The 26917-nt window shown below is 66.3% G+C and carries 28 protein-coding genes; 2 read left to right on the forward strand and 26 right to left on the reverse strand.

The features are described from left to right. Positions 1-11: 11 nt before the first annotated feature. The 22 genes from rplR to rpsL form a co-directional block, all read right to left on the reverse strand. Positions 12-395, reverse strand: a complete 384-nt coding sequence (gene rplR, locus OHA70_RS05940) for a 50S ribosomal protein L18 (RefSeq protein WP_020388094.1) — start codon at positions 393-395, stop codon at positions 12-14. After that, positions 395-937, reverse strand: coding sequence for a 50S ribosomal protein L6 (gene rplF / locus OHA70_RS05945; protein WP_328329392.1), 543 nt, complete (start codon positions 935-937; stop codon positions 395-397). The genes rplR and rplF overlap by 1 nt, the downstream gene beginning before the upstream one ends. A gap of 27 nt (positions 938-964) precedes the next feature. Next, positions 965-1372, reverse strand: coding sequence for a 30S ribosomal protein S8 (gene rpsH / locus OHA70_RS05950; RefSeq protein WP_164598719.1), 408 nt, complete (start codon positions 1370-1372; stop codon positions 965-967). Between the two features lie 94 nt (positions 1373-1466). Beyond that, positions 1467-1652 (reverse strand): type Z 30S ribosomal protein S14, encoded by a 186-nt coding sequence (locus tag OHA70_RS05955; RefSeq protein WP_132167346.1) that lies wholly within the window; start codon positions 1650-1652, stop codon positions 1467-1469. Position 1653: 1 nt separating this feature from the next. Then, positions 1654-2226 (reverse strand): 50S ribosomal protein L5, encoded by a 573-nt coding sequence (gene rplE / locus OHA70_RS05960; RefSeq protein WP_270136191.1) that lies wholly within the window; start codon positions 2224-2226, stop codon positions 1654-1656. Next, a complete protein-coding gene (gene rplX / locus OHA70_RS05965) occupies positions 2226-2633 on the reverse strand; it encodes a 50S ribosomal protein L24 (RefSeq protein WP_328329403.1) in 408 nt (135 codons plus the stop codon). The genes rplE and rplX overlap by 1 nt, the downstream gene beginning before the upstream one ends. 1 nt (position 2634) lies before the next feature. Further along, positions 2635-3003: a 50S ribosomal protein L14 gene (gene rplN, locus OHA70_RS05970; protein ID WP_020388099.1), complete on the reverse strand. Its 369-nt coding sequence runs from the start codon at positions 3001-3003 to the stop codon at positions 2635-2637. Positions 3004-3094: 91 nt separating this feature from the next. Further along, positions 3095-3397, reverse strand: coding sequence for a 30S ribosomal protein S17 (gene rpsQ / locus OHA70_RS05975; protein ID WP_328329406.1), 303 nt, complete (start codon positions 3395-3397; stop codon positions 3095-3097). Beyond that, positions 3394-3690 carry a 50S ribosomal protein L29 gene (rpmC, locus tag OHA70_RS05980; protein WP_328329408.1) on the reverse strand — a complete coding sequence of 99 codons (297 nt, stop codon included), beginning with the start codon at positions 3688-3690 and terminating at the stop codon, positions 3394-3396. The genes rpsQ and rpmC overlap by 4 nt, the downstream gene beginning before the upstream one ends. Continuing rightward, positions 3690-4109 (reverse strand): 50S ribosomal protein L16, encoded by a 420-nt coding sequence (rplP, locus tag OHA70_RS05985; RefSeq protein WP_270136187.1) that lies wholly within the window; start codon positions 4107-4109, stop codon positions 3690-3692. The genes rpmC and rplP overlap by 1 nt, the downstream gene beginning before the upstream one ends. A gap of 3 nt (positions 4110-4112) precedes the next feature. After that, positions 4113-4961 carry a 30S ribosomal protein S3 gene (gene rpsC / locus OHA70_RS05990; RefSeq protein ID WP_328329410.1) on the reverse strand — a complete coding sequence of 283 codons (849 nt, stop codon included), beginning with the start codon at positions 4959-4961 and terminating at the stop codon, positions 4113-4115. Next, positions 4961-5506 carry a 50S ribosomal protein L22 gene (rplV, locus tag OHA70_RS05995; protein ID WP_442913870.1) on the reverse strand — a complete coding sequence of 182 codons (546 nt, stop codon included), beginning with the start codon at positions 5504-5506 and terminating at the stop codon, positions 4961-4963. The genes rpsC and rplV overlap by 1 nt, the downstream gene beginning before the upstream one ends. A 49-nt stretch (positions 5507-5555) precedes the next feature. Further along, positions 5556-5837 (reverse strand): 30S ribosomal protein S19, encoded by a 282-nt coding sequence (gene rpsS, locus OHA70_RS06000; RefSeq protein ID WP_020388105.1) that lies wholly within the window; start codon positions 5835-5837, stop codon positions 5556-5558. Between the two features lie 15 nt (positions 5838-5852). After that, the gene (rplB, locus tag OHA70_RS06005; protein ID WP_328329412.1) at positions 5853-6686 is read right to left on the reverse strand and encodes a 50S ribosomal protein L2; all 834 of its coding nucleotides are present in this window, start codon (positions 6684-6686) and stop codon (positions 5853-5855) included. Continuing rightward, positions 6686-6991, reverse strand: coding sequence for a 50S ribosomal protein L23 (gene rplW, locus OHA70_RS06010; protein WP_328329414.1), 306 nt, complete (start codon positions 6989-6991; stop codon positions 6686-6688). Before rplW ends, rplB begins: the two co-directional genes overlap by 1 nt. Next, complete coding sequence (gene rplD / locus OHA70_RS06015) at positions 6988-7683, reverse strand: 50S ribosomal protein L4 (RefSeq protein WP_328329416.1); 696 nt, start codon at positions 7681-7683, stop codon at positions 6988-6990. Before rplD ends, rplW begins: the two co-directional genes overlap by 4 nt. Next, positions 7680-8336 carry a 50S ribosomal protein L3 gene (gene rplC, locus OHA70_RS06020; RefSeq protein WP_328329418.1) on the reverse strand — a complete coding sequence of 219 codons (657 nt, stop codon included), beginning with the start codon at positions 8334-8336 and terminating at the stop codon, positions 7680-7682. Before rplC ends, rplD begins: the two co-directional genes overlap by 4 nt. A 16-nt stretch (positions 8337-8352) precedes the next feature. After that, a complete protein-coding gene (gene rpsJ, locus OHA70_RS06025; protein WP_012923688.1) occupies positions 8353-8661 on the reverse strand; it encodes a 30S ribosomal protein S10 in 309 nt (102 codons plus the stop codon). Positions 8662-9062: 401 nt separating this feature from the next. Next, positions 9063-10256 carry an elongation factor Tu gene (gene tuf, locus OHA70_RS06030; protein WP_328329420.1) on the reverse strand — a complete coding sequence of 398 codons (1194 nt, stop codon included), beginning with the start codon at positions 10254-10256 and terminating at the stop codon, positions 9063-9065. 72 nt (positions 10257-10328) lie between these two features. After that, positions 10329-12410, reverse strand: coding sequence for an elongation factor G (gene fusA, locus OHA70_RS06035; protein WP_442913900.1), 2082 nt, complete (start codon positions 12408-12410; stop codon positions 10329-10331). Positions 12411-12512: 102 nt separating this feature from the next. After that, positions 12513-12983 (reverse strand): 30S ribosomal protein S7, encoded by a 471-nt coding sequence (gene rpsG, locus OHA70_RS06040; RefSeq protein ID WP_328329424.1) that lies wholly within the window; start codon positions 12981-12983, stop codon positions 12513-12515. After that, on the reverse strand, positions 12983-13357 hold the full coding sequence (gene rpsL / locus OHA70_RS06045) for a 30S ribosomal protein S12 (RefSeq protein WP_012923692.1): 375 nt from the start codon (positions 13355-13357) through the stop codon (positions 12983-12985). Before rpsL ends, rpsG begins: the two co-directional genes overlap by 1 nt. 547 nt (positions 13358-13904) lie before the next feature. Here rpsL and OHA70_RS06050 point away from each other — a divergent pair. Both OHA70_RS06050 and OHA70_RS06055 read left to right on the forward strand, forming a co-directional pair. Next, positions 13905-15638 (forward strand): DUF1800 domain-containing protein, encoded by a 1734-nt coding sequence (locus OHA70_RS06050; protein ID WP_328329426.1) that lies wholly within the window; start codon positions 13905-13907, stop codon positions 15636-15638. Positions 15639-15652: 14 nt separating this feature from the next. After that, on the forward strand, positions 15653-17014 hold the full coding sequence (locus tag OHA70_RS06055) for a DUF1501 domain-containing protein (protein WP_328329428.1): 1362 nt from the start codon (positions 15653-15655) through the stop codon (positions 17012-17014). Positions 17015-17075: 61 nt separating this feature from the next. Here the strand turns inward: OHA70_RS06055 and OHA70_RS06060 are convergent, their stop codons facing one another. The 4 genes from OHA70_RS06060 to OHA70_RS06075 form a co-directional block, all read right to left on the reverse strand. Continuing rightward, entirely contained in the window at positions 17076-18380 is a 1305-nt protein-coding gene (locus OHA70_RS06060) for a nuclear transport factor 2 family protein (protein ID WP_328329430.1), read from the reverse strand. Between the two features lie 240 nt (positions 18381-18620). Continuing rightward, positions 18621-22481 (reverse strand): DNA-directed RNA polymerase subunit beta', encoded by a 3861-nt coding sequence (locus OHA70_RS06065; protein ID WP_328329432.1) that lies wholly within the window; start codon positions 22479-22481, stop codon positions 18621-18623. Between the two features lie 68 nt (positions 22482-22549). Continuing rightward, entirely contained in the window at positions 22550-26035 is a 3486-nt protein-coding gene (rpoB, locus tag OHA70_RS06070) for a DNA-directed RNA polymerase subunit beta (protein ID WP_328335036.1), read from the reverse strand. A gap of 273 nt (positions 26036-26308) precedes the next feature. Continuing rightward, positions 26309-26800, reverse strand: coding sequence for a hypothetical protein (locus OHA70_RS06075; RefSeq protein WP_328329434.1), 492 nt, complete (start codon positions 26798-26800; stop codon positions 26309-26311). Positions 26801-26917: the final 117 nt, after the last annotated feature.

Consider the following 26917-nt stretch of genomic DNA (forward strand, 5'->3'; position numbering starts at 1 on the left):
GTGTCGCCATGTCAGAAGCCGAGCCCGCCCTCACGGGCGGCGTCGGCCAGGGCCGCGATCCGGCCGTGGTACTTGTTCCCGGCGCGGTCGAAGACGACCTCGTCGATGCCAGCGGCCTTGGCGCGGTCGGCGATCAAACCGCCCACGGTCTTGGCCTTGTCCGTCTTGTTCGCCTCCGCACCGCGCAGGTCGGCCTCCATCGTGGAGGCCGAGACCAGCGTGACGCCGGCGACGTCGTCGATGACCTGAGCGAACAGGTGCTTCGACGACTTGCTGACCACCAGGCGCGGCCGGTCGGCCGTGCCGTTGACCTTCTTGCGGACGCGGATCTGGCGACGCAGCCGGGAAGAGGTCTTCTTGGCGGAGTGCTTGTTGTGACGCAATCCGATCGCCATTACTTACCAGCCTTTCCGACCTTGCGGCGCACCTGCTCGCCCGCGTACCGCACACCCTTGCCCTTGTAGGGCTCGGGCTTGCGCAGCTTGCGGATGTTGGCGGCTACTTCGCCGACCGACTGCTTGTCGATTCCCTGCACCGAGAACTTGGTCGGCGCCTCGACCACGAAGGTGATGCCCTCAGGGGCGTCGACCGTGATGGTGTGGCTGTAGCCGAGCGAGAACTCCAGCTGGGTCGGTCCCTTGGCCAGGACGCGGTACCCGACGCCGACGATCTCGAGCTTCTTCTCGTAGCCGTCCGTCACGCCGGTCACCAGGTTGGCGAGCAGCGTGCGGGACAGGCCGTGCAGTTCCTTGCTCTTGCGCTGGTCGTCCGGACGCTTGACGGCGAGCGTGCCGTCCTCGTCGCGGTCGACCACGATGGGCTCCGCAACAACGTGCGAGAGCTGACCCTTGGGGCCCTTCACAGTGACCGTCTGGCCGTCGATCGTGACGTCGACGCCGGACGGGACCGTGATCGGGAGCTTACCGATGCGAGACATGAGAGTGGTCCTCCTTCCGGTTCTTCGTCACCAGACGTAGGCGAGGACTTCCCCGCCAACGCCCTTGTTCTTGGCCTGCCGGTCGGTCAGGAGTCCCTGCGACGTCGAGATGATCGCGACGCCGAGGCCACCGAGCACCTTGGGCAGATTGGTCGACTTCGCGTACACCCGCAGGCCGGGCTTGCTGATCCGGCGAACGCCAGCGATCGAGCGCTCCCGGCTCGGGCCGAACTTCAGATCAACAACGAGCGTCTTGCCGACGGTGCCCTCTTTGGGCTCCTCCACCTGGTAGGAGGAGATGTAACCCTCCTGCTGGAGGATGTCGGCGATGCCCTGCTTGATCTTGCTGTACGGCATCTGGGTCGACTCGTGATACGCCTGATTGGCGTTGCGCAGACGAGTGAGCATGTCTGCGATCGGGTCGGTCATCGTCATGGCCTGGGGCCTCTTTCCCGCCGTGGTTTCGCCTCATGGCGACCTACGGTGACTAGATTTTGAATAGAAAGAACAGTGCTGGCAGTGCGGATGGTCACCAGCTGGACTTGGTGACACCGGGCAGCTCGCCCCGGTGCGCCATCTCGCGCAGGCAGATCCGGCACAGGCCGAACTTGCGGAAGACGGCCTTGGGCCGGCCGCAGCGCTGGCAGCGCGTGTAACCACGCACCGCGAACTTCGGCGTACGGGCCTGCTTGACCTTGAGTGCTGTCTTCGCCACGTCAGTTCTCCTTGAACGGGAAGCCGAGCTGCCGCAGCAGCGCGCGCCCCTCGTCGTCGTTCTTGGCGGTGGTCACCACGGTGATGTCCATTCCGCGAACCCGGTCGATCTTGTCCTGGTTGATCTCGTGGAACATCACCTGCTCGGTCAGACCGAAGGTGTAGTTGCCGTTGCCGTCGAACTGCTTGGGCGACAAGCCGCGGAAGTCGCGGATACGCGGCAGTGCGAGCGAGAGCAACCGGTCCAGGAACTCCCACATCCGGTCGCCGCGCAGCGTGACGTGCGCGCCGATCGGCATGCCCTCACGCAGCTTGAACTGCGCGATCGACTTGCGGGCCTTGGTCACCGACGGCTTCTGGCCGGTGATCGCGGCCAGGTCCTTGATCGCGCCGTCGATCAGCTTCGAGTCGCGAGCCGCCTCGCCGACACCCATGTTCACCACGATCTTGGTGAGCCCGGGCACCTGCATGACGTTCTCGAAGCTGAACTCCTCGTTCAGCTTCGCGACGATCTCTTCGCGGTACTTGGTCTTCAGCCGGGGCAACGTCTTCGCCTCGGGAGCTGCGGTGGTCATCAGATCTCCTCGCCGGTACGCCGCGAGATTCGAACGCTCCGGAAACCGGTGTACGTCGAGCCGTCGGGGCGCCGCTTCTGCACCTCGACGCGGTTGTAACCGACGCGGGTGGTCACCTTCTGCTTCTTGCCATCCTTCTCGACCTCGACCAGAAGCATCACGTTGGAGACGTGGATCGGGGCTTCCTGGGTGACGATGCCACCCGTGGTGCCGCCGCGCTGGGCCTGCTGCACCTTGGTGTGCTTCTTGACCCGGTTCACGCCTTCGACGATGACCTTTTCGGCCTCGGGCAGGACCGAGATGATCTTGCCCTCGAGGCCCTTGGACTTGCCGGCGATCACGCGGACGAGATCACCCTTCTTGACGTGCAGCGACCGCTGCACCTTCTGCTGGGGCTTACCTGACATCTCAGAGCACCTCCGGAGCAAGCGAGATGATCTTCATGAACTTCTTCTCGCGCAGCTCCCGGCCGACCGGCCCGAAGATGCGGGTGCCACGCGGTTCGCCGTCGGCCTTGAGGATCACGGCGGCGTTCTCGTCGAACCGGATGTAGGAGCCGTCCGGACGCCGGCGCTCCTTCACGGTGCGCACGATGACAGCCTTGACGACGTCGCCCTTCTTGACGCCGCCACCCGGGATCGCATCCTTGACGGTGGCGACGATCGTGTCACCGACACCGGCGTAGCGCCGACCGGAGCCACCGAGAACGCGGATGCACAAGATCTCCTTGGCACCCGTGTTGTCGGCGACCTTCAGTCGCGACTCCTGCTGGATCATCTGTTGATCTCCTGGTTGTCTCGCTGGTTCTCACGCTCGGTGAGCCTTGCGGAACGAATAATTTCGATTGGGTACTGCGAGGCGTTGCTGGTCACTTCGCCTTTTCGAGGATCTCCACGATGCGCCAGCGCTTGGTCGCCGACAGCGGCCGGGTCTCCATCAGGAGAACCCGGTCGCCGATCCCGGCGGCGTTCTGCTCATCGTGGGCCTTGAGCTTGCTGGTACGACGGATGACCTTGCCGTACAGCTTGTGCTTGACCCGGTCCTCGACCTCGACGGTGACGGTTTTATCCATCTTGTCGCTCAGCACCAGACCAACCCTGGTCTTGCGGGCGCTGCGCTTCGTGTCGGGGGTCGTGCTCACGGTCTCGTCCTTCGCTGCGTTCTCGGTCATGCCTTGCTCCCAGCCTTCTCGCTGTCGTCCGCGGTCTCTTCACTCTCGACCTCGGCGGCTGCCTCGGCCACGGGTGCGTCGACCTGCTCGGTGATACCGAGCGCACGCTCGGTCAGCACCGTGTAGATGCGGGCGATGTCCTTACGGACGGCCTTCAGCCGGCCGTGGGACTCCAGCTGACCCGTGGCAGCCTGGAAGCGGAGGTTGAACAGCTCCTCCTTGGCTTCACCGAGCTTCGTCAGAAGCTCGTCCTTCCCGAGGTTCCGCAGTTCGGCGGCAGTCAGGATAGCCATCAGTTCTCACCTGACTCTCGGCTGATGAAGCGGCACTTCATCGGCAACTTGTGAATCGCGCGGCGCATGGCCTCGCGAGCGACGTCCTCGTCGACACCGGACAGTTCGAACAGAACCCGTCCGGTCTTGACGTTCGCGATCCACCACTCGGGCGAACCCTTACCGGAACCCATCCGGGTCTCGGCCGGCTTCTTGGTCAGCGGGCGGTCCGGGTAGATGTTGATCCAGACCTTTCCGCCACGCTTGATGTGCCGGGTCATCGCGATACGAGCGGACTCGATCTGCCGGTTGGTGACGTAGTGGTTCTCCAGAGCCTGGATACCGAAGTCACCGAACGCCAGCGTGGTGCCGCCCTTGGCAGCGCCGGAGCGCTTCGGGTGGTGCTGCTTGCGGTGCTTGACCTTGCGGGGGATGAGCACGGTTCAGCTCTCCGTTCCGGTCGTCTCGGCCGGCTTCTCCGCAGCCGGAGCTGCATCGGCCTTCGGAGCCTCGTTGCGGGGGGCGCCACCGTCACGACGGCCACCACGGTCGCCACCACGGCCACCACGATCACCGCGGTCGCCACCGCCACCGTCACGGCGGGCCGGACGGCCACGCTGCTGGGTCGCGGCGCGAGCGGCAGCCTGGGCCTCGCGCTCGGCGCGGGTGCCGGCCAGGTCGCCCTTGTAGATCCAGACCTTCACGCCGATCCGGCCGAAGGTCGTACGGGCCTCGTAGAAGCCGTAGTCGATGTCAGCGCGCAGGGTGTGCAGCGGCACACGGCCTTCGCGGTAGAACTCCGACCGCGACATCTCAGCGCCACCCAGACGACCGGAGCACTGGATCCGGATGCCCAGGGCGCCGCCACGCATGGTGGTCTGCATCGCCTTGCGCATCGCGCGGCGGAACGCCACGCGGCCGGACAGCTGCTCGGCCACACCCTGGGCGACGAGCTGGGCGTCGACCTCGGCGTTCTTGACCTCGAGGATGTTCAGCTGCACCTGCTTGCCGGTGAGCTCCTCGAGGCTGCCCCGGATCCGGTCCGCCTCGGCGCCGCGGCGACCGATCACGATGCCCGGACGCGCGGTGTGGATGTCGACCCGAACCCGGTCACGGGTGCGCTCGATCTCCACGCGGGAGATGCCGGCGCGCTCCATGCCCTTGCTCAGCAGGCGACGGATCTTGACGTCCTCGCCCACGTAGTCCTTGTAGAGCTTGTCGGCGTACCAACGGCTCTTGTGGTCCGTGCTGATGCCGAGTCGGAACCCGTGCGGGTTAACCTTCTGGCCCACTATCGGGTCTCCTTCTTCTCAGCCTTTTTGGCGGTCGCCTTCTTGGCCGGCGCCTTCTTGGCAGTGGCCTTCTTGGCCGGCGCCTTCGTGGCGTCGTCAGTCTTGGCGTCGGCCTTCTTGGCCTCGGCCTTCTTGACCGGCGGCGCGACCTCGACCTTCGGGCCGACCACGATGGTGATGTGGCTGGTCCGCTTGTCGATCCGGGTGGCCCGGCCCTGTGCACGCGGGCGGTGACGCTTCAGCGTCGGTCCCTCGTCCACGAAGGCCTTCACCACGACCAGGTCGGTCCGGCTCAGGTGCTCGGTGCCCTCGGCGTTCGCCGCGGCGCTGTCGACGACCTTGTACACGGTCGCGGCAGCGGCCTGCGGGGCGAACTTCAGAGTGGCGAGTGCATCGTCGATGCCCATGCCGCGCACCAGGTCGACCACGCGGCGCGCCTTCATAGGCGTCACGCGGACGAAGCGCGCGACCGCGAAGGCCCCGGGCTCCTCGCCCAGCAGGCTCTCGCGACGGGCACTGACGGCCCTACGCTCTTGAACGCTCATGATGTTCGAATCTCTCCGTAGGTTGCTTGCGCGTAGTCACTGACCGAGGTCAGCGACGCCGTGCCTTGCGGTCGTCCTTCTCGTGACCCTTGAACGTCCGGGTCGGTGCGAACTCGCCGAGCTTGTGCCCGACCATCGCGTCGGTGACGAACACCGGGACGTGCTTGCGGCCGTCGTGCACCGCCAGCGTGTGGCCGATCATGTCCGGAATGATCATGGATCGGCGCGACCAGGTCTTGATCACGTTCTTGGTGCCCTTTTCGTTCTGCACCTCCACCTTCTTGAGCAGGTGGTGGTCGACGAACGGGCCCTTCTTCAGGCTGCGTGGCATTCTGTCCGGCTCCTATCAGCGCTTCTTGCCGGCCTTGCGGCGCCGGACGATCATGCGGTCGCTTTCCTTGCGGCCGCGGGTGCGGCCCTCAGGCTGGCCCCAAGGTGACACCGGGTGACGTCCACCGGACGTCTTACCCTCACCACCACCGTGCGGGTGGTCCACCGGGTTCATGGCGACACCGCGGACGGTCGGGCGCTTGCCCTTCCAGCGCATCCGGCCGGCCTTGCCCCAGTTGATGTTCGACTGCTCGCCGTTGCCGACCTCACCGAGGGTGGCGCGGCAGCGCACGTCGACCATCCGGACCTCGCCGGACGGCATCCGCAGGGTGGCCATCCGGCCCTCCTTGGCGACCAGCTGAACGCTGGCGCCGGCGGAACGGGCCATCTTGGCGCCGCCACCGGGCCGAAGCTCGACGGCGTGAATCGTGGAACCGACCGGGATGTTGCGCAGCGGCAGGTTGTTGCCGACCTTGATGTCCGCGGCGGGACCGTTCTCGATGATCGTGCCCTGCTCCAGCTTGGCCGGGGCGAGGATGTAGCGCTTCTCGCCGTCGACGTAGTGCAGCAGTGCGATCCGCGCGGTGCGGTTCGGGTCGTACTCGATCTCGGCAACCTTCGCCGGGACGCCGTCCTTGTCGTACCGCTTGAAGTCGATCAGGCGGTACGCCCGCTTGTGACCGCCACCGTGGTGCCGGGTGGTGATCTTGCCGGAGCTGTTCCGGCCGCCCTTCTTGGGCAGCGGACGCAGCAGCGACTTCTCGGGGGTCGAACGGGTGAGCTCGACGAAGTCGGCCACGCTCGAGCCACGACGGCCCGGCGTTGTCGGCTTGTATTTGCGGATACCCATTACGACTGGCCTCCGAAGATGTCGATGCGGTCGTCGCCGGCAAGGCTGACGATCGCTCGCTTGGTGTCGGGACGCTTGCCCCAGCCCGTACGGGTACGGCGGCGCTTGCCCTTGCGGTTGATCGTGTTGACGCTGGTCACGCGGACCTTGAACACCTTCTGGACCGCGAGCTTGATCTCGGTCTTGTTGGCGTCCGTAGCGACCTCGAACGTGTACTTCTGCTCGTCCAGCAGGCCGTAGCTCTTCTCGCTCACGACCGGCCGGAGCAGCACGTCCCGCGGGTCCTTGTTGACTCCGTGGCTCATGCTTCTACCTCCTGCTCGGCTTCGGTCGACGTCGCGACAGCCTTGACGGACTTGCCCTTCGGCGTACCGGCGACGAAGGTCTCCAGCGACTTGCTGGTGAAGATGATCGCGTCGTTGCACAGCACGTCGTACGCGTTCAGCTGGTCGGCCGCGATCAGGTGCACGGTCGGCACGTTGCGCAGGCTCAGCAGCGAGACGTCGTCATCGCGCTCGACGACCACGAGCACCTTGAGGAACTCGGTCACCTCGGCGAGGACGGCCTTCGCGGCCTTCGTCGAGGGCACGTCGCCGTCGACGAACTGGTCGACCACGTGCACGCGGCCTTCACGGGCCCGGTCGGAGAGCGCTCCGCGCAGGGCGGCGGCGATCATCTTCTTCGGGGTCCGCTGGCTGTAGTCACGCGGCGTGGGGCCGTGGACGACGCCACCACCGGTGAACTGCGGCGCGCGGGTCGAGCCCTGACGGGCGCGGCCGGTGCCCTTCTGGCGGTACGGCTTGGCGCCACCACCGGACACCTCCCCACGGCGCTTGACCTTGTGGGTGCCCTGACGGGCGGCGGCCAGCTGGGCCACGACGACCTGGTGGATCAACGGAATGTTGACCTGGACGTCGAACAGCTCGGCGGGGAGCTCCGCGGAGCCCTTCTTGCTGACCTTGTCGCCCTTCACGACGACGACGTCAACGGTGCTCATTTGGTAGCTCCCTTCGCGGCGTTGCGGATCAGCACAAGGCCGCCCTTGGGACCGGGGACAGCGCCCTTGACCAGGATCAGGCCGCGCTCGGCATCGATCGCGTGGACCGTGATGTTCTGCGTGGTGACCTGCTCGTGACCCATCCGGCCCGACATCTTCATTCCCTTGAAGACGCGGCCGGGGGTCGCGCAGCCGCCGATGGATCCCGGCGAACGGTGCTTCTTGTGCACACCGTGGGTGGCGCGGAGGCCGTGGAAGCCGTGCCGCTTCATCACACCGGCGAAGCCCTTGCCCTTGCTGGTGGCGGACACGTCGACGATCTCGCCGGCGGCGAACGCCTCGGCCTTGATCTCCTGGCCGAGCGTGTACTCGCTGGCGTCAGCGGTGCGCAGCTCGAGCAGGTGGCGGCGAGGAGTCACGCCGGCCTTCTCGAAGTGGCCGCGCATCGGCGAGGTCACCTTGCGGGGGTCGATGTCGCCGAACGCGATCTGCACGCCGTCGTAGCCGTGGCTGGCCGAGGTACGAACCTCGGTCACCACGCACGGGCCGGCCTGGATCACGGTGACGGGGACGACTCGGTTGTTCTCGTCCCAGGTCTGGGTCATGCCGAGCTTGGTGCCCAGCAGACCTCGCGTGTTCTTGGTTTTGCTCATTGGCTGTTCGCGTCCCTCAGAGCTTGATCTCGATGTCGACACCGGCCGGCAGGTCGAGACGCATCAGCGAGTCGACGGTCTTCGGCGTGGGGTCGATGATGTCGATGAGCCGCTTGTGGGTGCGCATCTCGAAGTGCTCGCGGCTGTCCTTGTACTTGTGCGGCGAGCGGATGACGCAGAACACGTTCTTTTCCGTCGGCAACGGCACCGGGCCAGCAACCTTCGCACCAGTACGCGTCACCGTGTCGACGATCTTGCGCGCCGAACTGTCGATGACCTCGTGGTCGTAGGCCTTCAGCCGGATGCGGATCTTTTGTCCCGCCATCGCTTCGCTACGTCCTTCTCTTCGTCTTCGTCTTTGTCGCTCCGACCCCCGCGGTCGGGTGTGTCGCGGACGCGGCACGCGCGTCACCACACACTTTCGACCCTGGGATGGAGATCGGGGCCCGGTCTCGGACCGGAACCTCGGCATGGTCTCCGGTCCGGCGCACCAGCCAGAAAACCTCTCTGGGGCGCGCCCCGGCAACCTCGCCTGAGCAACCTGAATATTGTGCCAGAGATCGGCATCGGAATGCCAATCGAGGTGGCTCCAGGCTCGAGCTGTGCTGCTGATCACGGGACCGTTCCGGAGTCACCGACCCCGACTTGCCCCGATCTCGCACAGCTCTCGCCTAAAGCAGAGGTCCGCGAGGGCTCGAACTGCGAGCCCTCGCGGACCTCATGAAATCACTTGAGGATCTTGGTGACCCGGCCGGCGCCGACGGTGCGGCCACCTTCACGGATCGCGAACTTCAGGCCCTCTTCCATGGCGATCGGCTGGATCAGCTCGACCGACATGTCGGTGTTGTCGCCCGGCATGACCATCTCGGTGCCCTCGGGCAGCGTGACGACGCCGGTGACGTCCGTGGTGCGGAAGTAGAACTGGGGCCGGTAGTTCTGGAAGAACGGCGTGTGACGGCCGCCCTCCTCCTTCGACAGGATGTAGACCGACGCGTCGAAGTTGGTGTGCGGGGTCGTGGTGCCCGGCTTGATGACGACCATGCCGCGCTCCACGTCTTCGCGCTTGGTGCCACGAAGCAGCAGACCGACGTTCTCGCCGGCTTCACCGGTGTCGAGCAGCTTGCGGAACATCTCGATGCCGGTGACCGTGGTGGTCTGCTTCTCGGCACGGATGCCGATCAGGTCGACGGTCTCGTTGACCTTGACCACGCCACGCTCGATCCGGCCGGTGATGACGGTGCCGCGACCCGTGATGGTGAAGACATCCTCCACCGGCATCAGGAACGGCTTGTCGATCTCGCGAACCGGCTGCGGGATGTAGGCGTCGACCGCATCCATCAGCTTCAGGATCGACTCACCCCACTTCTCGTCACCCTGCAGGGCCGGGTGGGCGGCAACGTGCACGACCGGCGCGTTGTCACCGTCGAACTCCTGCTCGGAGAGCAGCTCGCGAACCTCGAGCTCGACGAGCTCCAGGATCTCCTCGTCGTCGACCATGTCGCACTTGTTCAGCGCGACGACCATCGCCGGCACGCCGACCTGACGGGCGAGCAGCACGTGCTCACGCGTCTGGGGCATCGGGCCGTCGGTGGCCGCGACGACCAGGATCGCACCGTCCATCTGGGCCGCACCGGTGATCATGTTCTTGATGTAGTCCGCGTGCCCGGGGCAGTCGACGTGGGCGTAGTGCCGGGCTTCGGTCTGGTACTCGACGTGCGCGATGGAGATGGTGATACCGCGCTGACGCTCTTCCGGCGCCTTGTCGATCTGATCGAAGGCCGACGCCTCGTTGAGGGTCGGGTACTTGTCGTGCAGCACCTTGGTGATCGCCGCGGTAAGAGTGGTCTTACCGTGGTCGATGTGACCGATGGTGCCGATGTTGACGTGCGGCTTAGTCCGCTCGAACTTCGCCTTAGCCACTGGGGCCCTCCTGGAAAATGTTGACTTACGCCGTACGCCGACGCGCTGTGGGTTGGTTGGTCCGGGGCGAGATTACTCGCCGCGGGCCTTCTTGATGATCTCTTCCGCCACGTTCTTCGGAACCTCGGCGTAGGAATCGAACTGCATCGAGTACGACGCGCGGCCCTGGGTCTTCGACCGCAGGTCCCCGACATACCCGAACATCTCGGACAACGGCACCGAGGCCTTGATGGCCCGGCTGCCACCGGGGCCTTCGTCCATGGACTGGATCTGGCCGCGGCGTGAGTTGAGGTCGCCGATCACTTCACCCATGTAGTCCTCGGGCGTGATGACCTCGACCGCGAACATCGGCTCGAGAATGACCGGCTGGGCGCGGCGGGCCGCGTCCTTGAAGGCCATCGAACCGGCGATCTTGAAGGCCAGCTCGGACGAGTCGACGTCGTGGTAGGCGCCGTCGGTCAGGGTGACCTTGACGTCCACCATCGGGTAGCCGGCCAGGACGCCGAACTCCATGGCTTCCTGGGCGCCCTCGTCCACCGACGGGATGTACTCCCGGGGGATACGGCCACCGGTGACGGCGTTGACGAACTCGTAACCGCCCTCGCCACCCGCCTCGACCGCGGTCGGCTCGATGCTGATGATCACACGCGCGAACTGACCCGAACCACCGGTCTGCTTCTTGTGCGTGTAGTCGACCTTCTCGACCTTCTTCTTGATGGTCTCGCGGTAGGCGACCTGGGGCTTGCCGACGTTGGCCTCGACGCGGAACTCGCGCTTCATCCGGTCGACCAGCACCTCGAGGTGCAGCTCGCCCATACCGGCGATGATCGTCTGGCCTGTGTCCTCGTCGGTCCGGACCTGGAAGGTCGGGTCCTCGTCGGCCAGGCGCTGGATCGCGACGCCGAGCTTCTCCTGGTCTGCCTTCGACTTCGGCTCGATGGCGACCGAGATGACCGGCGCCGGGAACGTCATCGACTCGAGCAGGACCGGCTTGGCCGGGTCGCACAGCGTCTCACCGGTGGTGGTGTCCTTCAGACCCATCACGGCGACGATGTGGCCGGCGCCGACCGACGCGATCTCCTCACGCTTGTTCGCGTGCATGCGGTAGATCTTGCCGATCCGCTCCTTGCGGCCCTTGGTCGGGTTCAGCACCTGGGTGCCGGTCTCGAGCTTGCCCGAGTAGACCCGGATGAAGGTCAGCTTGCCCAGGTGCGGGTCGGCCGCGATCTTGAAGGCCAGCGCCGAGAAGGGCTCGCTGTCGTCCGGCTTGCGCAGCACGACCTCGCTGCCGTCCTTGATGTCGTGACCCTCGATGTCGGGGACGTCGAGCGGGCTCGGCAGGAAGGCGTTGATCGCGTCGAGCAGGGGCTGGACGCCCTTGTTCTTGAACGCGGTACCGGTCAGCACGGGGGTCAGCTTGGAGGCGATCGTGGCGCGGCGAATGCCGGCCATGACCTGCTCCTGGGTGGGCTCTTCGCCCTCCAGGTACATCTCCATGATCTCGTCGTCGGCCTCGGCCAGCGTCTCGATCAGCTTGTCGTGCCACTCCGCGGCGAGCTCGGTGTGGGTCGCCGGGATCTCCTCGACGGTGTAGTCCTCACCCATCGTGGTCTCGCCACGCCAGGTCAGCGCGCGCATGCCGACCAGGTCGACGACGCCGATGAAGTCGGACTCGGAGCCGATCGGCAGCTGCAGCACCAGCGGCACCGCGGCCAGCCGGTCGACGATCATGTCGACGCAGCGCATGAACTCGGCGCCGGTGCGGTCCAGCTTGTTGACGAAGCAGATCCGCGGTACGCCGTACCGGTCCGCCTGGCGCCACACGGTCTCGGACTGCGGCTCGACACCGGCGACACCGTCGAACACCGCGACGGCGCCGTCGAGGACGCGCAGCGAGCGCTCCACCTCGACGGTGAAGTCGACGTGCCCGGGGGTGTCGATGATGTTGATGGTGTGGTCTTTCCAGGTGCAGGTCGTCGCGGCGGACGTGATGGTGATGCCGCGCTCCTGCTCCTGCTCCATCCAGTCCATCGTGGCGGCGCCGTCGTGGACCTCACCGATCTTGTACGTGATACCGGTGTAGAACAGGATCCGCTCGGTCGTCGTCGTCTTGCCGGCGTCGATGTGGGCCATGATGCCGATGTTGCGCACCATGCTCAGGTCGGTGGTGATTTGTACGGCCACCTCGGTGGTCTACCTCTCGCTTCTGTCTAGCTTCAAAAGAGTGAACGCTCAGGGCCCGGAGCGGGCCCCGGGTCACCAGCGGTAGTGGGCGAAAGCCTTGTTGGCGTCGGCCATCTTGTGCGTGTCCTCGCGGCGCTTGACCGCGGCACCCAGACCGTTCGACGCGTCCAGGATCTCGTTCATCAGGCGCTCGGACATCGTCTTCTCGCGGCGGGCCCGGGAGTACGACGTGAGCCAGCGCAGGGCGAGCGTGGTCGAGCGACCGGGCTTGACCTCGATCGGCACCTGGTAGGTGGCTCCACCGACTCGGCGGCTCTTCACCTCGATGCTGGGCTTCACGTTGTCCAGGGCGCGCTTGAGCGTGATGACCGGGTCGGTGCCCGTCTTCGTCCGCGTGCCCTCGAGGGCCGTGTAGACGATGCTCTGCGCGATCTGCTTCTTGCCGTCCACCAGGATCTTCGAGATCAACTGGGTGACGAGCGGCGAACTGTAGACCGGGTCGATGATGACCGGCCGCTTGGGTGCGGGACCCTTGCGGGGCATTAGCTCTTCTCCTTCTTCGCGCCGTACCGGCTGCGAGCCTGCTTCCGGTTCTTCACACCCTGGGTGTCGAGCGAACCGCGGATGATCTTGTACCGGACACCCGGGAGGTCCTTCACACGACCACCACGCACGAGCACGATCGAGTGCTCCTGCAGGTTGTGGCCGACGCCGGGAATGTAGGCGGTGACCTCGATGCCGCTGGTGAGGCGAACACGAGCGACCTTGCGAAGCGCCGAGTTCGGCTTCTTCGGTGTGGTCGTGTAGACGCGCGTGCACACACCACGACGCTGAGGGGAACCCTTCAGGGCCGGCGTCTTGTTCTTGGACACCTTGTCCTGGCGGCCCTTGCGGACCAACTGCTGGATGGTGGGCACCGCGTAGGTCTCTTTCTGTCGTCCGGTCGGTTGCTGCGCACCTGACCCCCGCGGTCGGGTGTGTCGCGAGGGCACGGACACGCCGGAGTCATAAACTTTCTGACTGTCGGCAGAAGTCCCGTGCCACGCGCTGACCCGAAAAGTACGAGGGGCACGCATGACGGCCCAGGATGACCCGGGCACGATCGTTAAGACTAGCGGCTGCCTCAAGCACGGTCAAAACAGATCACCGCGCTGTGCAGAGGCGCAGCCGCACTGCCAGTCTACCGGATCCCTGACGGCACTCTCGCCGCGGTAGGACCGGGCCATTCGGTTTCCTTATGTCTGATCGGCGTAAACATCGGCCGGAGCCGGTTCCGGGGCGCGGAGATTGCGGCATAGTCACGCCCGTCGGGTGTAACGACCTGATAACGGGGATCTGTCGCAACCACCGCTGTCGCCTGGAGAAGAGCACGTGGAACACGGTCCCGCCCCCTCGAACCGTCCCCGCCTCACCGCGGACGAGCAGCCGCCGCCAGGTCCGCCCGCCCCACGGACCATGTCGCCGGTGGCCCGCCGGGCGGCCATAGGTGCCGTCGCAGGCACCCTGGCCGCCGGCGGGTTGGCTGCGGAGATCGTCAGCCGCCCGGACACCCTCCGGAACCGCGTCCTGGCTTCGGCCCGCGCTGAGGACCCGACCGGTACTACGGTCGCCGCCCGCGCCCGGGTCGCCCAGCAGCCCAGCCTTGCCAGCGACGGCGAGGACCGCGACTCCAGCTTCGTTGCAGGTAAGGGCTCCAAGGCCACCGGGCAGACCGGCAAGCCCACCGAGTACGCCGGCTACGCGGCCGCCGCCAAGGCCGGTCGCGCCTCCCCCGGGCTGCTGACCAGTAAGAGTGGTCCGCTGACCGATGCGCAGGCCAAGCGGCATTTGCTCAATCGCGTGACGTTCGGGCCGCGGCCTGCCGACGTACAGAGTCTTGAACGGCTCGGGATCGACAAGTGGCTGGCGGCTCAGTTGTCGCCGACGGCCAAGGATGCGGCCGGCGACAAGGTCTGGCGTGCTGTTCCGTTGGCAGGTGCGGATCCGGCGACTGTCCGGCGGTCGATTCCTGAGTATTCGTGGGAAGCGATGTTCCATACGGGGATCGCGACGCTCGGGCGGCAGGTCTTCGGGAGCAGGCAGCTGTACGAGGTCGTGGTGGATGTCTTCGCCAACCACCTGCACGTCGCGACGCCGTCGGACCGGGGCTGGGACGTCGCGCCGCAGTACGCGGTGTCGGTGATCCGGCGACATGCCTTTGGGCGGTACAGCGATATGTTGCACGCCGCTATGCGGCATCCGGCGATGCTGCGGTTCCTCGACAACGACGCCTCGACGCGCGACAGCGTCAACGAGAACCTCGGTCGTGAGCTGCTGGAGCTGCACACGGTTGGAGTGTCGTCCGGCTATACAGAGAAGGATGTGCGCGCCAGTGCTTATGTACTGAGCGGTCGCGGCGCTACCAAGGACGGCGTCTTCGAGTACGTCGCTGACAAGCACAAGACCGGCCGGGTGAAGGTTCTCGGCTGGTCTGCGGCCAACAGCTCGGGCAAGGGCGGTCTGGCCGCCGGCGATCGCTACCTCGACTACCTGGCCAAGCACCCGGCAACTGCGAAGACGATCGCGCGCAAACTCGTTGTACGGTTCGTAGGCGACTCTCCCCCGGCCGAGCTGGTCGACCGGCTGGCGCAGATCTACCTGCGCAACAACACGGCCATCCTGCCGATGCTGACCGCACTGTTCCGCAGCAGCGAGTTCTGGAACTCCCTTGGCAGCAAGACGAAGCGGCCACTGGAAGACGTCGTGAGCAGCGCGCGAGCACTCGACCTGCCGTTCGGACCGGCCACGCCCAAGGGCCTGGAGGCCGTCTACTGGGAGCTCAACAACCTCGGCCATGCACCGCTGGCCTGGCCCTCCCCCAACGGCTACCCCGACGTTGCCCCGGCCTGGGCGTCTGCCGGCCAGATGCTCGAGCGCTGGTCGATGCACCGCGCGATGACGTACGGCTGGTGGGAGGGGATGAAGCAGGCGAAGCTGCCGGCCGCCCTGCAACCTCGTAAGGGCGATACCTACCGGCAGTGGTTCGACCGGCTGGGTGAGCGCCTCCTCGGGCAGCAGCTCGACACCAGGCAGCGCGCGGCGCTGTCGACGTTTGTCGGCGCCAAGGCCACCTCCCGGGTCGACCGGGGACGGATGGAGTGGCAGGCAGGGCACGTCGTCGCCCTGGTCCTCGACTCCCCACAGTTCCTTGCTCGGTGAAGGAGTACTGACGCATGAGAGAGACATTCGCCTCACTGCACCCCGACTGCCCGGACTGGCGTCGGCTGGGTCCGACGCCGGCTGATGCCGCTCTGCGGGCCAGCGCTGCGGCAGTAGCGGCCGATGCGGAGGACAGAGAGTCGCAGTGGAGCAAGGGGTTCACCCGGCGCCGGTTGCTGGCGGGGGGTCTGGGAGTAGGCGTCGCTGCGATGACTACTCAGCTGGTGACTACCCGGGTTTCCTGGGCCGAGCCTGGTGCTGCGACGGGTGGCACGTTGATCGTGGTGTTCCTGCGCGGTGGCATGGACGGGCTGTCGGTGCTGGTACCGGCTGATGATCCGGAGCTGCTCAAGGCTCGCCCGTCCATCGCAGTACGGGCCGCTTCGCTGCTCAACGTGCAGCGTGGGTTCGGCATGCACCCGGCGCTTGCTCCCCTGCTCCCGATGATGACGACGGGGTGGCTGGCCGCGGTACCGGCTGTCTCTACTCCGGATCTGACTCGCAGCCACTTCCAGGCGCAGGACTGTCTGGAGCGTGGTGGGGCCGCTAGATCCTCCGTACAGTCCGGTTGGCTCGACAGAGTCCTACAGGAGCTAGGGCCCGGTACTACGTTCCGCGGGCTGGGGATCGGCACTCGGATGAGCCGGTCGCTGCTGGGAGACTCCAACCCGATCATGCTCAGCTCGCTGAAGGACTTCACAGTCAAGGGCATCGACGGGGTCGCACCGCAGACGCTGGCGGCGCTGAAGACGCTCTACACCGGGATTGACCATCCGCTGAGTGTGCAAGGGCTTGATGCCTTGAAGGCTTCGGGTCAGGCGCAGACCTACGCCAAGCAGCAGGAGAAGCCGGCGAAGGAGCGGGGCTATCCGGATGGCGAGTTCGGAGCGGCCTTGGCGACGCTGGCGCAGTTGATCAAGGCCAAGGCCGGAGTACGGGTGGCCACGGTCGACCTGGGTGGCTGGGACATGCACACGGATCTCGGCACGGTCGACGGCGGCGACATGACCAACTCGCTGAAGACGGTCGCGACCGCGCTGGCTGCCTTTGTCGCTGAGCTCGGGCCCGACCTGGACAATACGACGGTGGTCACCATGAGCGAGTTCGGCCGGCGGGTCGGGCAGAACGCCAACAGCGGTACGGATCATGGGCACGGTGGGGTGGCGCTGGTTCTCGGTGGTGGCGTCAAGGGCGGGGTGCATGGGAAGTGGGAGGGGTTGGCGCCCGGCGTACTGGATCAGGGTGATGTGCCGGGCACCAATGACTACCGCGATGTGCTCTCGGAGGTCGTGATGCGACGGCTGGGGCTCAGTGAGGCTCAGGCCGGCAAGGTCTTCCCAGGCTGGAAGCCGTCGCCGCTCGGCATCATGGCCTGAACACTTCGAGCGCACTGCGTCCGGTGGGTCGCAGTGCGCTCGAACTACTTCAGGCTGCTTTTCAGCTGATGAAGCGGACTTCGGTGATCAGGCCGTCCTGTACTTGGTACAGCGCGACGGTCGGGGTCTGGCCGATGATCGTCTGCTCGACCACCCAGTCGCCGACCAGCATCCGCTGAATCAGTTCACGCTTGCACTCGCCCGCCTCGAACTGCGGCCGGTAGTGCTCACGCAGGGAACGCCGTCCGCGCATGACCGGTCCGTCGGCGAACTGGAGCAGCGCCGTCGGCGAGTACAGCGCCAGGAACGCCTCCAGGTCGTGCGCCTCGAACGCCGCATGCTCCCGCGCCACCACCCGCGAAGCAGCAGTCTCCGCAGGCACCGGAGTCGGAGCCGAGCTCGGCGTCGGGGCCGGAGCGGGGGTCGCGGACGGGCTCGGGGTGGTGATGGTCGCCTGCGTGGTGATGGTGGTCTCCGATGCTCTCTGCTGGCTGGCGGGCACAGCAGGCTGCTCGGCCACACCGACCGACGAACGGGGTGCCGCGGTCCGCGCGGCCGGCGCGGTTGCGGTGGTTGGGGTCTTCGTGGGTTGGGGAGCCGGGATCGTGGCGCTGGGGATCGGGAGTTGGCTGGGTGCGGTGGGGTCTTCGCCCAGGTGGGCGATGGCCCAGTCGAGGGCCTTGGTCACCGCGGCGCGGGACTCTTCGCTGTGGTCGAGCATGTCGAAGCCGTGTTGCCCTTTCGGTACGTCGATGATGTCCAGCGCGGCGCCACCGGCGGAGACGAACTCCGCCACCGGTCGGGCAAGCTCTTCGCGCTCGCGCCCGACCCGGGTCAGCAGCACCGGCAGGTCTTTGTGTTTGCCGATCACTTCGGCGGCGGAAACCAGTTCGTCGACACCGGGCGGCGTGGCGAGCAAGGGATAGGTCAGAGCGACGGCGTGGAGCCAGTCGGGGCGGCTGTCCAGCCACTCCCCCGCCAGCAGTCCGGCGCCGGAGAAGAACCACAGCACGACGCGCTCCGGGTCCACCTGCGGATCGGCCCGCAGGACGCCGACAGCGGCCTCTACGTCGTCCGCGGCGGTCGCCAGCTGGTCGAGTCCGTGGATCAGGCTGTGGTTGGCCAGGACGGCCACCTGGCCGCGCTGCGCGATGGCCGTGGCATATCCCTGGTACACCGGCCAGTCCCGCGGCGACACCTCGAGATGCGCGGGTCCGGGACCACCGTGGACCAACAGGATCGCGCCGGTGCGAGCGGTCCCGGCAGGCCGGTAGAAGTCGAGCTCGCCGACCCGGTCGACCCGGTGCTCCGCACCCTGCGCGACGTCCAGCACAAACGGTTGCAGGTACGCCGGGAGGTCCGTCATACGCGTCATCTTCGCGCATCCCGCCGACACAGGCACGCCGACCCCTCGCAACACTCCGCAGCCAGTTGACCACCCTCGGCGTGTCGCCCGGCCGGCCCGCTCCACAACCCCTGCGGGCACAACGATCTGGCCCCGTTTCCCCTTGTTGCTAAGGGCAACGAGAGCGCCGAACGAGGTGGAAACGCCGCGAGGGCGGCACCCCCGGAATGGGAGTGCCGCCCTCGGCAGGTACTACGGACTTCAGTTCTGGTACGAGCCCAGGTCGAAGTCGTCGAGCGGGACCGACTGCCCGGCGGACGGGCCGAAGTCGTAGTCGTACGACTCGTAGCCGACCATCGAGTACATCGCGGCCTTCGCCTCCTCGGTGGGCTCCACCCGGATGTTGCGGTAACGGTCCATGCCGGTACCCGCCGGGATCAGCTTTCCGATGATGACGTTCTCCTTCAGACCGACCAGCGAGTCGGACTTGCCGTGGATCGCGGCCTCGGTCAGGACCCGGGTCGTCTCCTGGAAGGAGGCGGCCGACAGCCACGACTCGGTCGCGAGCGACGCCTTGGTGATACCCATCAGCACGGGACGACCGGAGGCCGGCGTACCGCCCTCGGCCACGACCCGACGGTTCTCGGCCTCGAACATCAGCCGGTCCGCCAGCTCACCCGGCAGCAGGTTCGCCTCGCCGGACTCGATCACCGTGACCCGGCGCAGCATCTGCCGGACGATGATCTCGATGTGCTTGTCGTGAATGGCCACACCCTGCGACCGGTACACCTCCTGGACCTCGTCCACCAGGTGCTCCTGCGCCTTGCGGATACCCAGGATGCGCAGAACTTCCTGCGGGTCCGGGGTGCCCTGCGTCAGCTGCTGGCCGACCTCGACGTGCTGACCGTCCTCGATCAGCAGGCGAGCCCGCTTCGACACCGGGTAGGCGACCTCCTCGGAACCGTCGTCCGGGGTGAGCACCAGCTTCCGGGTCTTGTCGGTGTCCTCGATCGCGATCCGGCCGGCAGCTTCACCGATCGGCGCCTTGCCCTTGGGCTGACGGGCCTCGAAGAGCTCGACAACACGCGGCAGACCGTGGGTGATGTCATCACCCGCGACACCACCGGTGTGGAAGGTACGCATGGTCAGCTGCGTACCCGGCTCACCGATGGACTGCGCCGCGATGATGCCGACGGCCTCACCGATGTCGACCGGCTTGCCGGTCGCCAGCGAACGGCCGTAGCACTTCGCGCAGGTACCGGTCTTGGCGTCACAGGTCAGCACGGAGCGGACCTTGACCGTCTCGACCCCAGCTGCCACCAGAGCGGCGATGGACACGTCGCCCAGGTCGCTGCCGGCGCTCAGTACCAGGTTGCCCTTGGCGTCGAACGTGTCCGTCGCCAACGTACGGGCGTACGCGCTCGTCTCGACGTTCTCGGCGTGGACGACCTTGCCGTCCGGCCCCGCCTCGCCGATCTGCTTGGGCAGACCGCGCTCGGTGCCACAGTCCTCCTCGCGGATGATGACGTCCTGCGACACGTCCACCAGACGACGGGTGAGGTACCCGGAGTCGGCGGTCCGCAGCGCGGTGTCGGCAAGACCCTTACGAGCACCGTGGGTGGCGATGAAGTACTCGACCACCGACAGGCCCTCGCGGAAGTTGGACTTGATCGGCCGGGCGATGATCTCGCCCTTCGGGTTGGCCACCAGACCACGCATACCGGCGATCTGCCGGATCTGCATCATGTTGCCTCGCGCACCGGAGTGCACCATCATCCAGATCGGGTTGGCCTTGGCGAAGTTCTCCTCCATGGCCTTACCGACCTCGGCGTTGGCGCCGGTCCAGATCTCGATCAGTTCCTGCCGCCGCTCGGACGAGGTGATCAGACCCCGCTCGAACTGCTTCTGGACCTTCTCGGCCTGGGCCTCGTAGCGAGCCATGATCTCCGGCTTGCTCGGCGGCGTGCTGAAGTCGTCGATCGACACCGTGACACCGGAGCGGGTGGCCCAGCGGAAACCGAGGTCCTTCAGCGCGTCCAGGCAGTTCGCCACCTGGACCTTGGAGTACCGCTCGGCCAGATCGTTGACGATCGAGCCCAGCTGCTTCTTGCCGACCTCGGTGTCCACGAAGGTGTAGTCGCTCGGCAGCGCCTCGTTGAACAGGGCGCGACCCAGCGTGGTCTCCAGCGAGAACCCACCGTTCGGACGCTCGGTCGAGTCGGCCGGCGCGCCGGCCTGGTCGAGCCGGAGCGTGATCTTGGCCTGCAGCGACAGCTCCTTGCGGTCGAAGGCCATCAGGGCCTCCGCCATCGAGCTGAACGCCCGGCCCTCGCCGAGTTCGCCTTCCTTCAGCATGGTCAGGAAGTAGATGCCGATGATCATGTCCTGGGTCGGCATCGTGACCGGACGGCCGTCAGCAGGCTTCAGGATGTTGTTCGTCGACAGCATCAGGATCCGGGCCTCGGCCTGCGCCTCGGCCGACAGCGGCAGGTGCACCGCCATCTGGTCACCGTCGAAGTCCGCGTTGAACGCGGAGCAGACGAGCGGGTGGATCTGGATCGCCTTGCCCTCGATCAGCTGCGGCTCGAACGCCTGGATCCCCAGTCGGTGCAGGGTAGGCGCGCGGTTCAGCAGTACCGGGTGCTCGGTGATGACCTCTTCCAGCACGTCCCAGACCTGGGCGCGCTGACGCTCGACCATCCGCTTGGCGGACTTGATGTTCTGCGCGTGGTTGAGGTCGACCAGCCGCTTCATCACGAACGGCTTGAACAGCTCCAGCGCCATCGCCTTCGGCAGACCGCACTGGTGCAGCTTCAGCTGCGGGCCGACGACGATGACCGAACGGCCGGAGTAGTCGACTCGCTTGCCCAGCAGGTTCTGACGGAAACGACCCTGCTTGCCCTTGAGCATGTCGGACAGCGACTTCAGCGGCCGGTTGCCCGGGCCGGTGACCGGACGTCCACGACGGCCGTTGTCGAACAGTGCGTCGACGGCCTCCTGGAGCATCCGCTTCTCGTTGTTGACGATGATCTCGGGAGCACCGAGGTCAAGCAGTCGCTTGAGCCGGTTGTTCCGGTTGATCACCCGGCGGTACAGGTCGTTCAGGTCGGAGGTGGCGAACCGGCCACCGTCGAGCTGAACCATCGGCCGCAGGTCCGGCGGGATCACCGGGACGCAGTCGAGCACCATGCCCATCGGGCTGTTGTTGGTGGCCAGGAACGCGGTGACGACCTTGAGCCGCTTCAGGGCGCGGGTCTTGCGCTGGCCCTTGCCGGTCTTGATCGTCTCGCGCAGGCTGTCCGCCTCGGCCTTGAGGTCGAAGGTCTCCAGGCGCCGCTGAATCGCGGCCGCGCCCATCGCACCCTCGAAGTACTTGCCGAACCGCTCCTTCATGGCGCGGTACAGGATCTCGTCGCCCTCCAGGTCCTGGACCTTGAGGTTCTTGAACCTGCTCCACACCTCGTCGAGGCGGTCGATCTCGCGCTGCGCACGGTCGCGCAGCTGCTTGACCTCACGCTCGGCGCCTTCCTTCACCTTGCGGCGAACGTCGGCCTTCGCGCCCTCGGCCTCGAGCTGGGCGAGGTCCTCCTCGAGCTTCTTCATCCGGGTCTCGATGTCGTTGTCGCGCCGGCCCTCGAGCTGCTTGCGCTCGACATCGGTCCGGCCCTCCAACGACGAGAGGTCGCGGTGCCGCGCCTCGTCGTCGACGTCGGTGATCATGTACGCCGCGAAGTAGATGACCTTCTCGAGGTCCTTCGGGGCGAGGTCGAGCAGGTAGCCGAGTCGCGACGGGACACCCTTGAAGTACCAGATGTGGGTGACCGGCGCGGCCAGCTCGATGTGGCCCATCCGTTCGCGGCGCACCTTGGAACGGGTGACCTCTACGCCACACCGCTCACAGATGATGCCCTTGAAGCGGACACGCTTGTACTTACCGCAGTAGCACTCCCAGTCCCGGGTGGGACCGAAGATCTTCTCGCAGAACAGACCGTCACGCTCAGGCTTGAGCGTCCGGTAGTTGATCGTCTCGGGCTTCTTGACCTCGCCGTGCGACCACTGGCGGATCTCATCCGCGGTCGCCAGGCCGATCCGAAGCTCGTCGAAGAAGTTCACGTCGAGCACGATGTGTTATCTCCCGATTGTAAAAATGGTCTGAGTGAGTTGACTGTTGATCGAAAGCGGCAACCCGCTCAGACCTCCTCGACGCTGTTCGGCTCACGCCGGGACAGGTCGATTCCCAGTTCCTCCGCCGCGCGGAAGACATCCTCTTCGCTGTCGCGCATCTCGACCCGGCTTCCGTCGGACGAGAGCACCTCAACGTTCAGACAAAGGGACTGCATTTCCTTGACGAGAACCTTGAACGACTCCGGGATACCCGGCTCCGGGATGTTCTCGCCCTTGACGATCGCTTCGTACACCTTGACGCGACCGACCACGTCGTCGGACTTGATCGTGAGCAGCTCCTGCAGCGCGAAGGCGGCACCGTAGGCCTCGAGGGCCCACACCTCCATCTCGCCGAACCGCTGACCACCGAACTGCGCCTTACCACCCAGCGGCTGCTGCGTGATCATCGAGTACGGACCGGTCGAGCGGGCGTGGATCTTGTCGTCCACCAGGTGGTGCAGCTTCAGCATGTACATGTAGCCGACGCCGACCGGCTGCGGGAAAGGCTCACCCGAGCGGCCGTCGAACAGGTTGGCCTTGCCGGTGCTGTTGACCATCCGGTCGCCGTCGCGGTTGGGCAGGGTCGAGCCGAGCAGGCCGGTGACCTCTTCCTCACGCGCGCCGTCGAAGACGGGGGTGGCGACGTTCGTGAACGGCTCGGCTTCGCCGGCGCCGATCTTGATCAGTCGCTGGGCCCACTCTTCGGGGCTGTCCGGGTCGACCTTCCAGCCACGGCTGGCAACCCAGCCGAGGTGGGTCTCGAGCACCTGACCGACGTTCATCCGGCCGGGCACGCCCAGCGGGTTCAGGATGATGTCGACCTGGGTGCCGTCCTCCATGAACGGCATGTCCTCGACCGGCAGGATCTTCGAGATGACGCCCTTGTTGCCGTGGCGTCCGGCGAGCTTGTCGCCGACGGAGATCTTGCGCTTCTGCGCGACGTACACGCGGACCAGCTGGTTCACGCCCGGCGGCAGCTCGTCGCCGTTGTCGCGGTCGAAGACGCGGACCCCGATGACGGTTCCGTTCTCACCGTGCGGCACCTTCAGCGAGGTGTCGCGCACCTCGCGCGCCTTCTCACCGAAGATCGCCCGGAGCAGCCGCTCCTCCGGGGTCAGCTCGGTCTCACCCTTGGGCGTGACCTTGCCGACCAGGATGTCACCGGTGGTGACCTCCGCGCCGATCCGGATGATGCCCCGCTCGTCCAGGTCCGCCAGCATCTCGTCGCTGACGTTCGGGATGTCGCGGGTGATCTCCTCCGGGCCGAGCTTGGTGTCGCGGGCGTCGACCTCGTGCTCCTCGATGTGGATCGAGGTCAGCAGGTCCTGCTGCACGACGCGCTGCGACAGGATGATCGCGTCTTCGTAGTTGTGACCCTCCCACGGCATGAACGCCACGAGCAGGTTCCGGCCGAGAGCCATCTCGCCCTCGTCGGTGCACGGACCGTCGGCCAGCGGCGAACCGATCTCGACCCGCTGCCCGGCGTCGACCAGCGGGCGCTGGTTGATGCAGGTGCCCTGGTTCGAGCGGCGGAACTTCTGCAGCCGGTACGTCTGGTACGTGCCGTCGTCGGCGGCGACCTCGATCAGATCGGCCGAGACCTCCTTGATGACGCCGGCCTTCTCCGACACCAGCACATCGCCGGCGTCGACCGCTCCACGGAACTCCATGCCGGTACCGACCAGGGGGGCGTCCGCGGTGATCAGCGGAACGGCCTGGCGCTGCATGTTGGAGCCCATCAGGGCGCGGTTGGCGTCGTCGTGCTCGAGGAACGGGATCATCGCCGTCGCGACCGACACCATCTGGCGCGGCGAGACGTCCATGTAGTCCACGTCGTCGACCAGCACGAGCTCGACCTCACCGTGGCGCCGGCGAACCAGCACCCGGTCCTCGGCGAACACGTCGTCGTCGGTCAGTGCCGCGTTGGCCTGAGCGATGACGAACCGGTCCTCCTCGTCCGCGGTCAGGTAGTCGACCTGGTCGGTGACCCGGCCGTCGACGACCTTGCGGTACGGCGTCTCGACGAAGCCGAACGGGTTCACCCGGCCGTACGTCGCGAGCGAGCCGATCAGACCGATGTTCGGGCCTTCCGGGGTCTCGATCGGGCACATCCGGCCGTAGTGGGACGGGTGCACGTCGCGGACCTCGAAGCCGGCCCGCTCACGCGACAGACCACCCGGGCCAAGGGCCGACAGGCGGCGCTTGTGGGTGAGCCCTGCGATCGGGTTCGTCTGGTCCATGAACTGCGACAGCTGCGAGGTTCCGAAGAACTCCTTCAGCGCCGCGACCACCGGGCGGATGTTGATCAGGGTCTGCGGCGTGATCGCCTCGACGTCCTGGGTCGTCATCCGCTCGCGGACCACCCGCTCCATCCGGGCCAGGCCGGTGCGGAGCTGGTTCTGGATCAGCTCGCCGACCGTGCGCAGACGGCGGTTGCCGAAGTGGTCGATGTCGTCCTCTTCGACGACGATCTCGCCCTGCGGCGCGGTCAGCTCGGTCTTGCCCTCGTGCAGCGCCACCAGGTACTTGATCGTGGCGACGATGTCGTTGATCGTCAGCACCGCGGTGTCGTGCGTCTCGTCCCGGCCGAGCTTCTTGTTGATCTTGTACCGGCCGACCTTGGCCAGGTCGTAGCGCTTGCCGTTGAAGTAGTAGTTGTCCAGCAGCGCCTGGGCAGCCTCACGCGTCGGCGGTTCGCCGGGGCGCAGCTTGCGGTAGATGTCGAGCAGCGCGTCGTCCTGGCCGGACGTGTGGTCCTTCTCCAGGGTGAGCCGGATCGACTCGTACTCGCCGAACTCCTCGAGGATCTGCGCGTCGGTCCAGCCGAGCGCCTTGAGCAGCACGGTGACGTTCTGCTTGCGCTTGCGGTCCAGCCGCACGCCCACCATGTCGCGCTTGTCGACCTCGAACTCCAGCCACGCACCGCGCGACGGGATGATCTTGGCGGTGAAGATGTCCTTGTCCGAGGTCTTGTCCGGCGTGCGCTCGAAGTACACACCGGGCGAGCGGACCAACTGGGACACGACGACACGCTCGGTGCCGTTGATCACGAACGTGCCCTTGCGCGTCATCAACGGGAAGTCACCCATGAAGACGGTCTGGCTCTTGATCTCGCCGGTCTCGTTGTTCATGAACTCGGCGGTGACGAACAGTGGCGCCGAGTAGGTGACGTCACGCTCCTTGCACTCGTCGACCGTGTTCTTCGGGGGCTCGAACCGGTGGTCGCGGAACGACAGCGACATGGTGCCGCTGAAGTCCTCGATCGGAGAGATCTCCTCGAAGATCTCCTCGAGACCGGACGGGGAGGACAGATCTGTCCGTCCCTCCGCCTCGGCGGCGGCCACCCTGGCCTGCCAGGTTTCGTTTCCGACCAGCCAGTCGAAACTGTCCACCTGCAACGCAAGAAGATCCGGAACCTCGAGAGGCTCGGAGATCTTTGCGAAGGAGATGCGACGGGGTGCGCCGGAAACATTGGTAATACTGTCGGACTGGGGGTTGCGCGAGGCGACCAAGGGGCGTCCTTCCACGGGCTCGCAAAGTAACTTCGAAGCGGCACTTCGGTGCTGGGAGCGCATGCCAAACGACCCTCGTCAAGTTCTGAGGATGAACAAGGGTGCGGTTAAAGGCAGCGCAAAGCAATAGGCTACCCGATCTGGGCAAGTCTGTCCAATGGGGTCCGACACTATGCCGTCGGACCACCCACTCCGTCAAGAATCGACCCGGGTTCTCCAGCAGGTAACCAGCCTGCGAGCCGCCCGGACGACCTCTCCGGAGTCACCTAGAGACTACAGTCCGGCGATCTCCTGGACCAGCCATTGGCCACCGTTTCGGACCATCGTGAATCTCGTCCGGTTCAGATCGACCCGGGGACTACCCTTCGTGATCGTGCTGGTGGTCGTCTGGTTGACGAAGATGATCAGCGTGACCCGGTTCGCGTCGCCGTCGCGGACGCCGACCTCGCGGACCTCGGCGCGCACGGTGGCCTTGGTCTTGGTGGCCAGCTCGCCGGCCACCTTGGCGGTGGCGTCGAACTGCCCGGCGAACTCCGGCGTCATCGTCGCCCGCGCCGCCGCGAAGCTCTTGTCGAGCGTGCGGTAGTCGTAACTCAGGGCCGTCTCAGCAGCTTTCCGGCCTGCCGCAGCCGCCTGATCCCGGGCATCCTCGGCCTCTTTACCCTTCCAGGCCTTCACCCCGAGGATCCCGGTCAGCGCCAAGATCAGCACCAGCAGCACCCCCAGCGCGGCTGACAGCACCACAGCCGTCCGCGACCGCTCCACACTCGCCGCGTCTTCGGCCTTAACAGAAGACCTTTCGTCACTGAGTGTGACTGAAGGCTTGTCCTGAGGGCGCTTCGCTGGAGGGGTTTCAGCCTTTGGTGTGGGCTGAGTCACTGG

Origin of the sequence: Kribbella sp. NBC_00382 (genome assembly GCF_036067295.1) — a bacterium.
Taxonomy (GTDB): Bacteria; Actinomycetota; Actinomycetes; order Propionibacteriales; family Kribbellaceae; genus Kribbella.

Coding starts and splice junctions, on each gene's coding strand:
- rplR (WP_020388094.1), bottom strand. CDS start 395: ATGGCGATCGGATTGCGTCACAACAAGCACTCCGCCAAGAAGACCTCT.
- rplF (WP_328329392.1), bottom strand. CDS start 937: ATGTCTCGCATCGGTAAGCTCCCGATCACGGTCCCGTCCGGCGTCGAC.
- rpsH (WP_164598719.1), bottom strand. CDS start 1,372: ATGACGATGACCGACCCGATCGCAGACATGCTCACTCGTCTGCGCAAC.
- rplE (WP_270136191.1), bottom strand. CDS start 2,226: ATGACCACCGCAGCTCCCGAGGCGAAGACGTTGCCCCGGCTGAAGACC.
- rplX (WP_328329403.1), bottom strand. CDS start 2,633: ATGTCAGGTAAGCCCCAGCAGAAGGTGCAGCGGTCGCTGCACGTCAAG.
- rplN (WP_020388099.1), bottom strand. CDS start 3,003: ATGATCCAGCAGGAGTCGCGACTGAAGGTCGCCGACAACACGGGTGCC.
- rpsQ (WP_328329406.1), bottom strand. CDS start 3,397: ATGACCGAGAACGCAGCGAAGGACGAGACCGTGAGCACGACCCCCGAC.
- rpmC (WP_328329408.1), bottom strand. CDS start 3,690: ATGGCTATCCTGACTGCCGCCGAACTGCGGAACCTCGGGAAGGACGAG.
- rplV (WP_442913870.1), bottom strand. CDS start 5,506: ATGAGCGTTCAAGAGCGTAGGGCCGTCAGTGCCCGTCGCGAGAGCCTG.
- rpsS (WP_020388105.1), bottom strand. CDS start 5,837: ATGCCACGCAGCCTGAAGAAGGGCCCGTTCGTCGACCACCACCTGCTC.
- rplB (WP_328329412.1), bottom strand. CDS start 6,686: ATGGGTATCCGCAAATACAAGCCGACAACGCCGGGCCGTCGTGGCTCG.
- rplW (WP_328329414.1), bottom strand. CDS start 6,991: ATGAGCCACGGAGTCAACAAGGACCCGCGGGACGTGCTGCTCCGGCCG.
- rplD (WP_328329416.1), bottom strand. CDS start 7,683: ATGAGCACCGTTGACGTCGTCGTCGTGAAGGGCGACAAGGTCAGCAAG.
- rplC (WP_328329418.1), bottom strand. CDS start 8,336: ATGAGCAAAACCAAGAACACGCGAGGTCTGCTGGGCACCAAGCTCGGC.
- rpsJ (WP_012923688.1), bottom strand. CDS start 8,661: ATGGCGGGACAAAAGATCCGCATCCGGCTGAAGGCCTACGACCACGAG.
- fusA (WP_442913900.1), bottom strand. CDS start 12,410: ATGGTGCGCAACATCGGCATCATGGCCCACATCGACGCCGGCAAGACG.
- rpsG (WP_328329424.1), bottom strand. CDS start 12,983: ATGCCCCGCAAGGGTCCCGCACCCAAGCGGCCGGTCATCATCGACCCG.
- OHA70_RS06055 (WP_328329428.1), top strand. CDS start 15,653: ATGAGAGAGACATTCGCCTCACTGCACCCCGACTGCCCGGACTGGCGT.
- OHA70_RS06060 (WP_328329430.1), bottom strand. CDS start 18,380: ATGACGGACCTCCCGGCGTACCTGCAACCGTTTGTGCTGGACGTCGCG.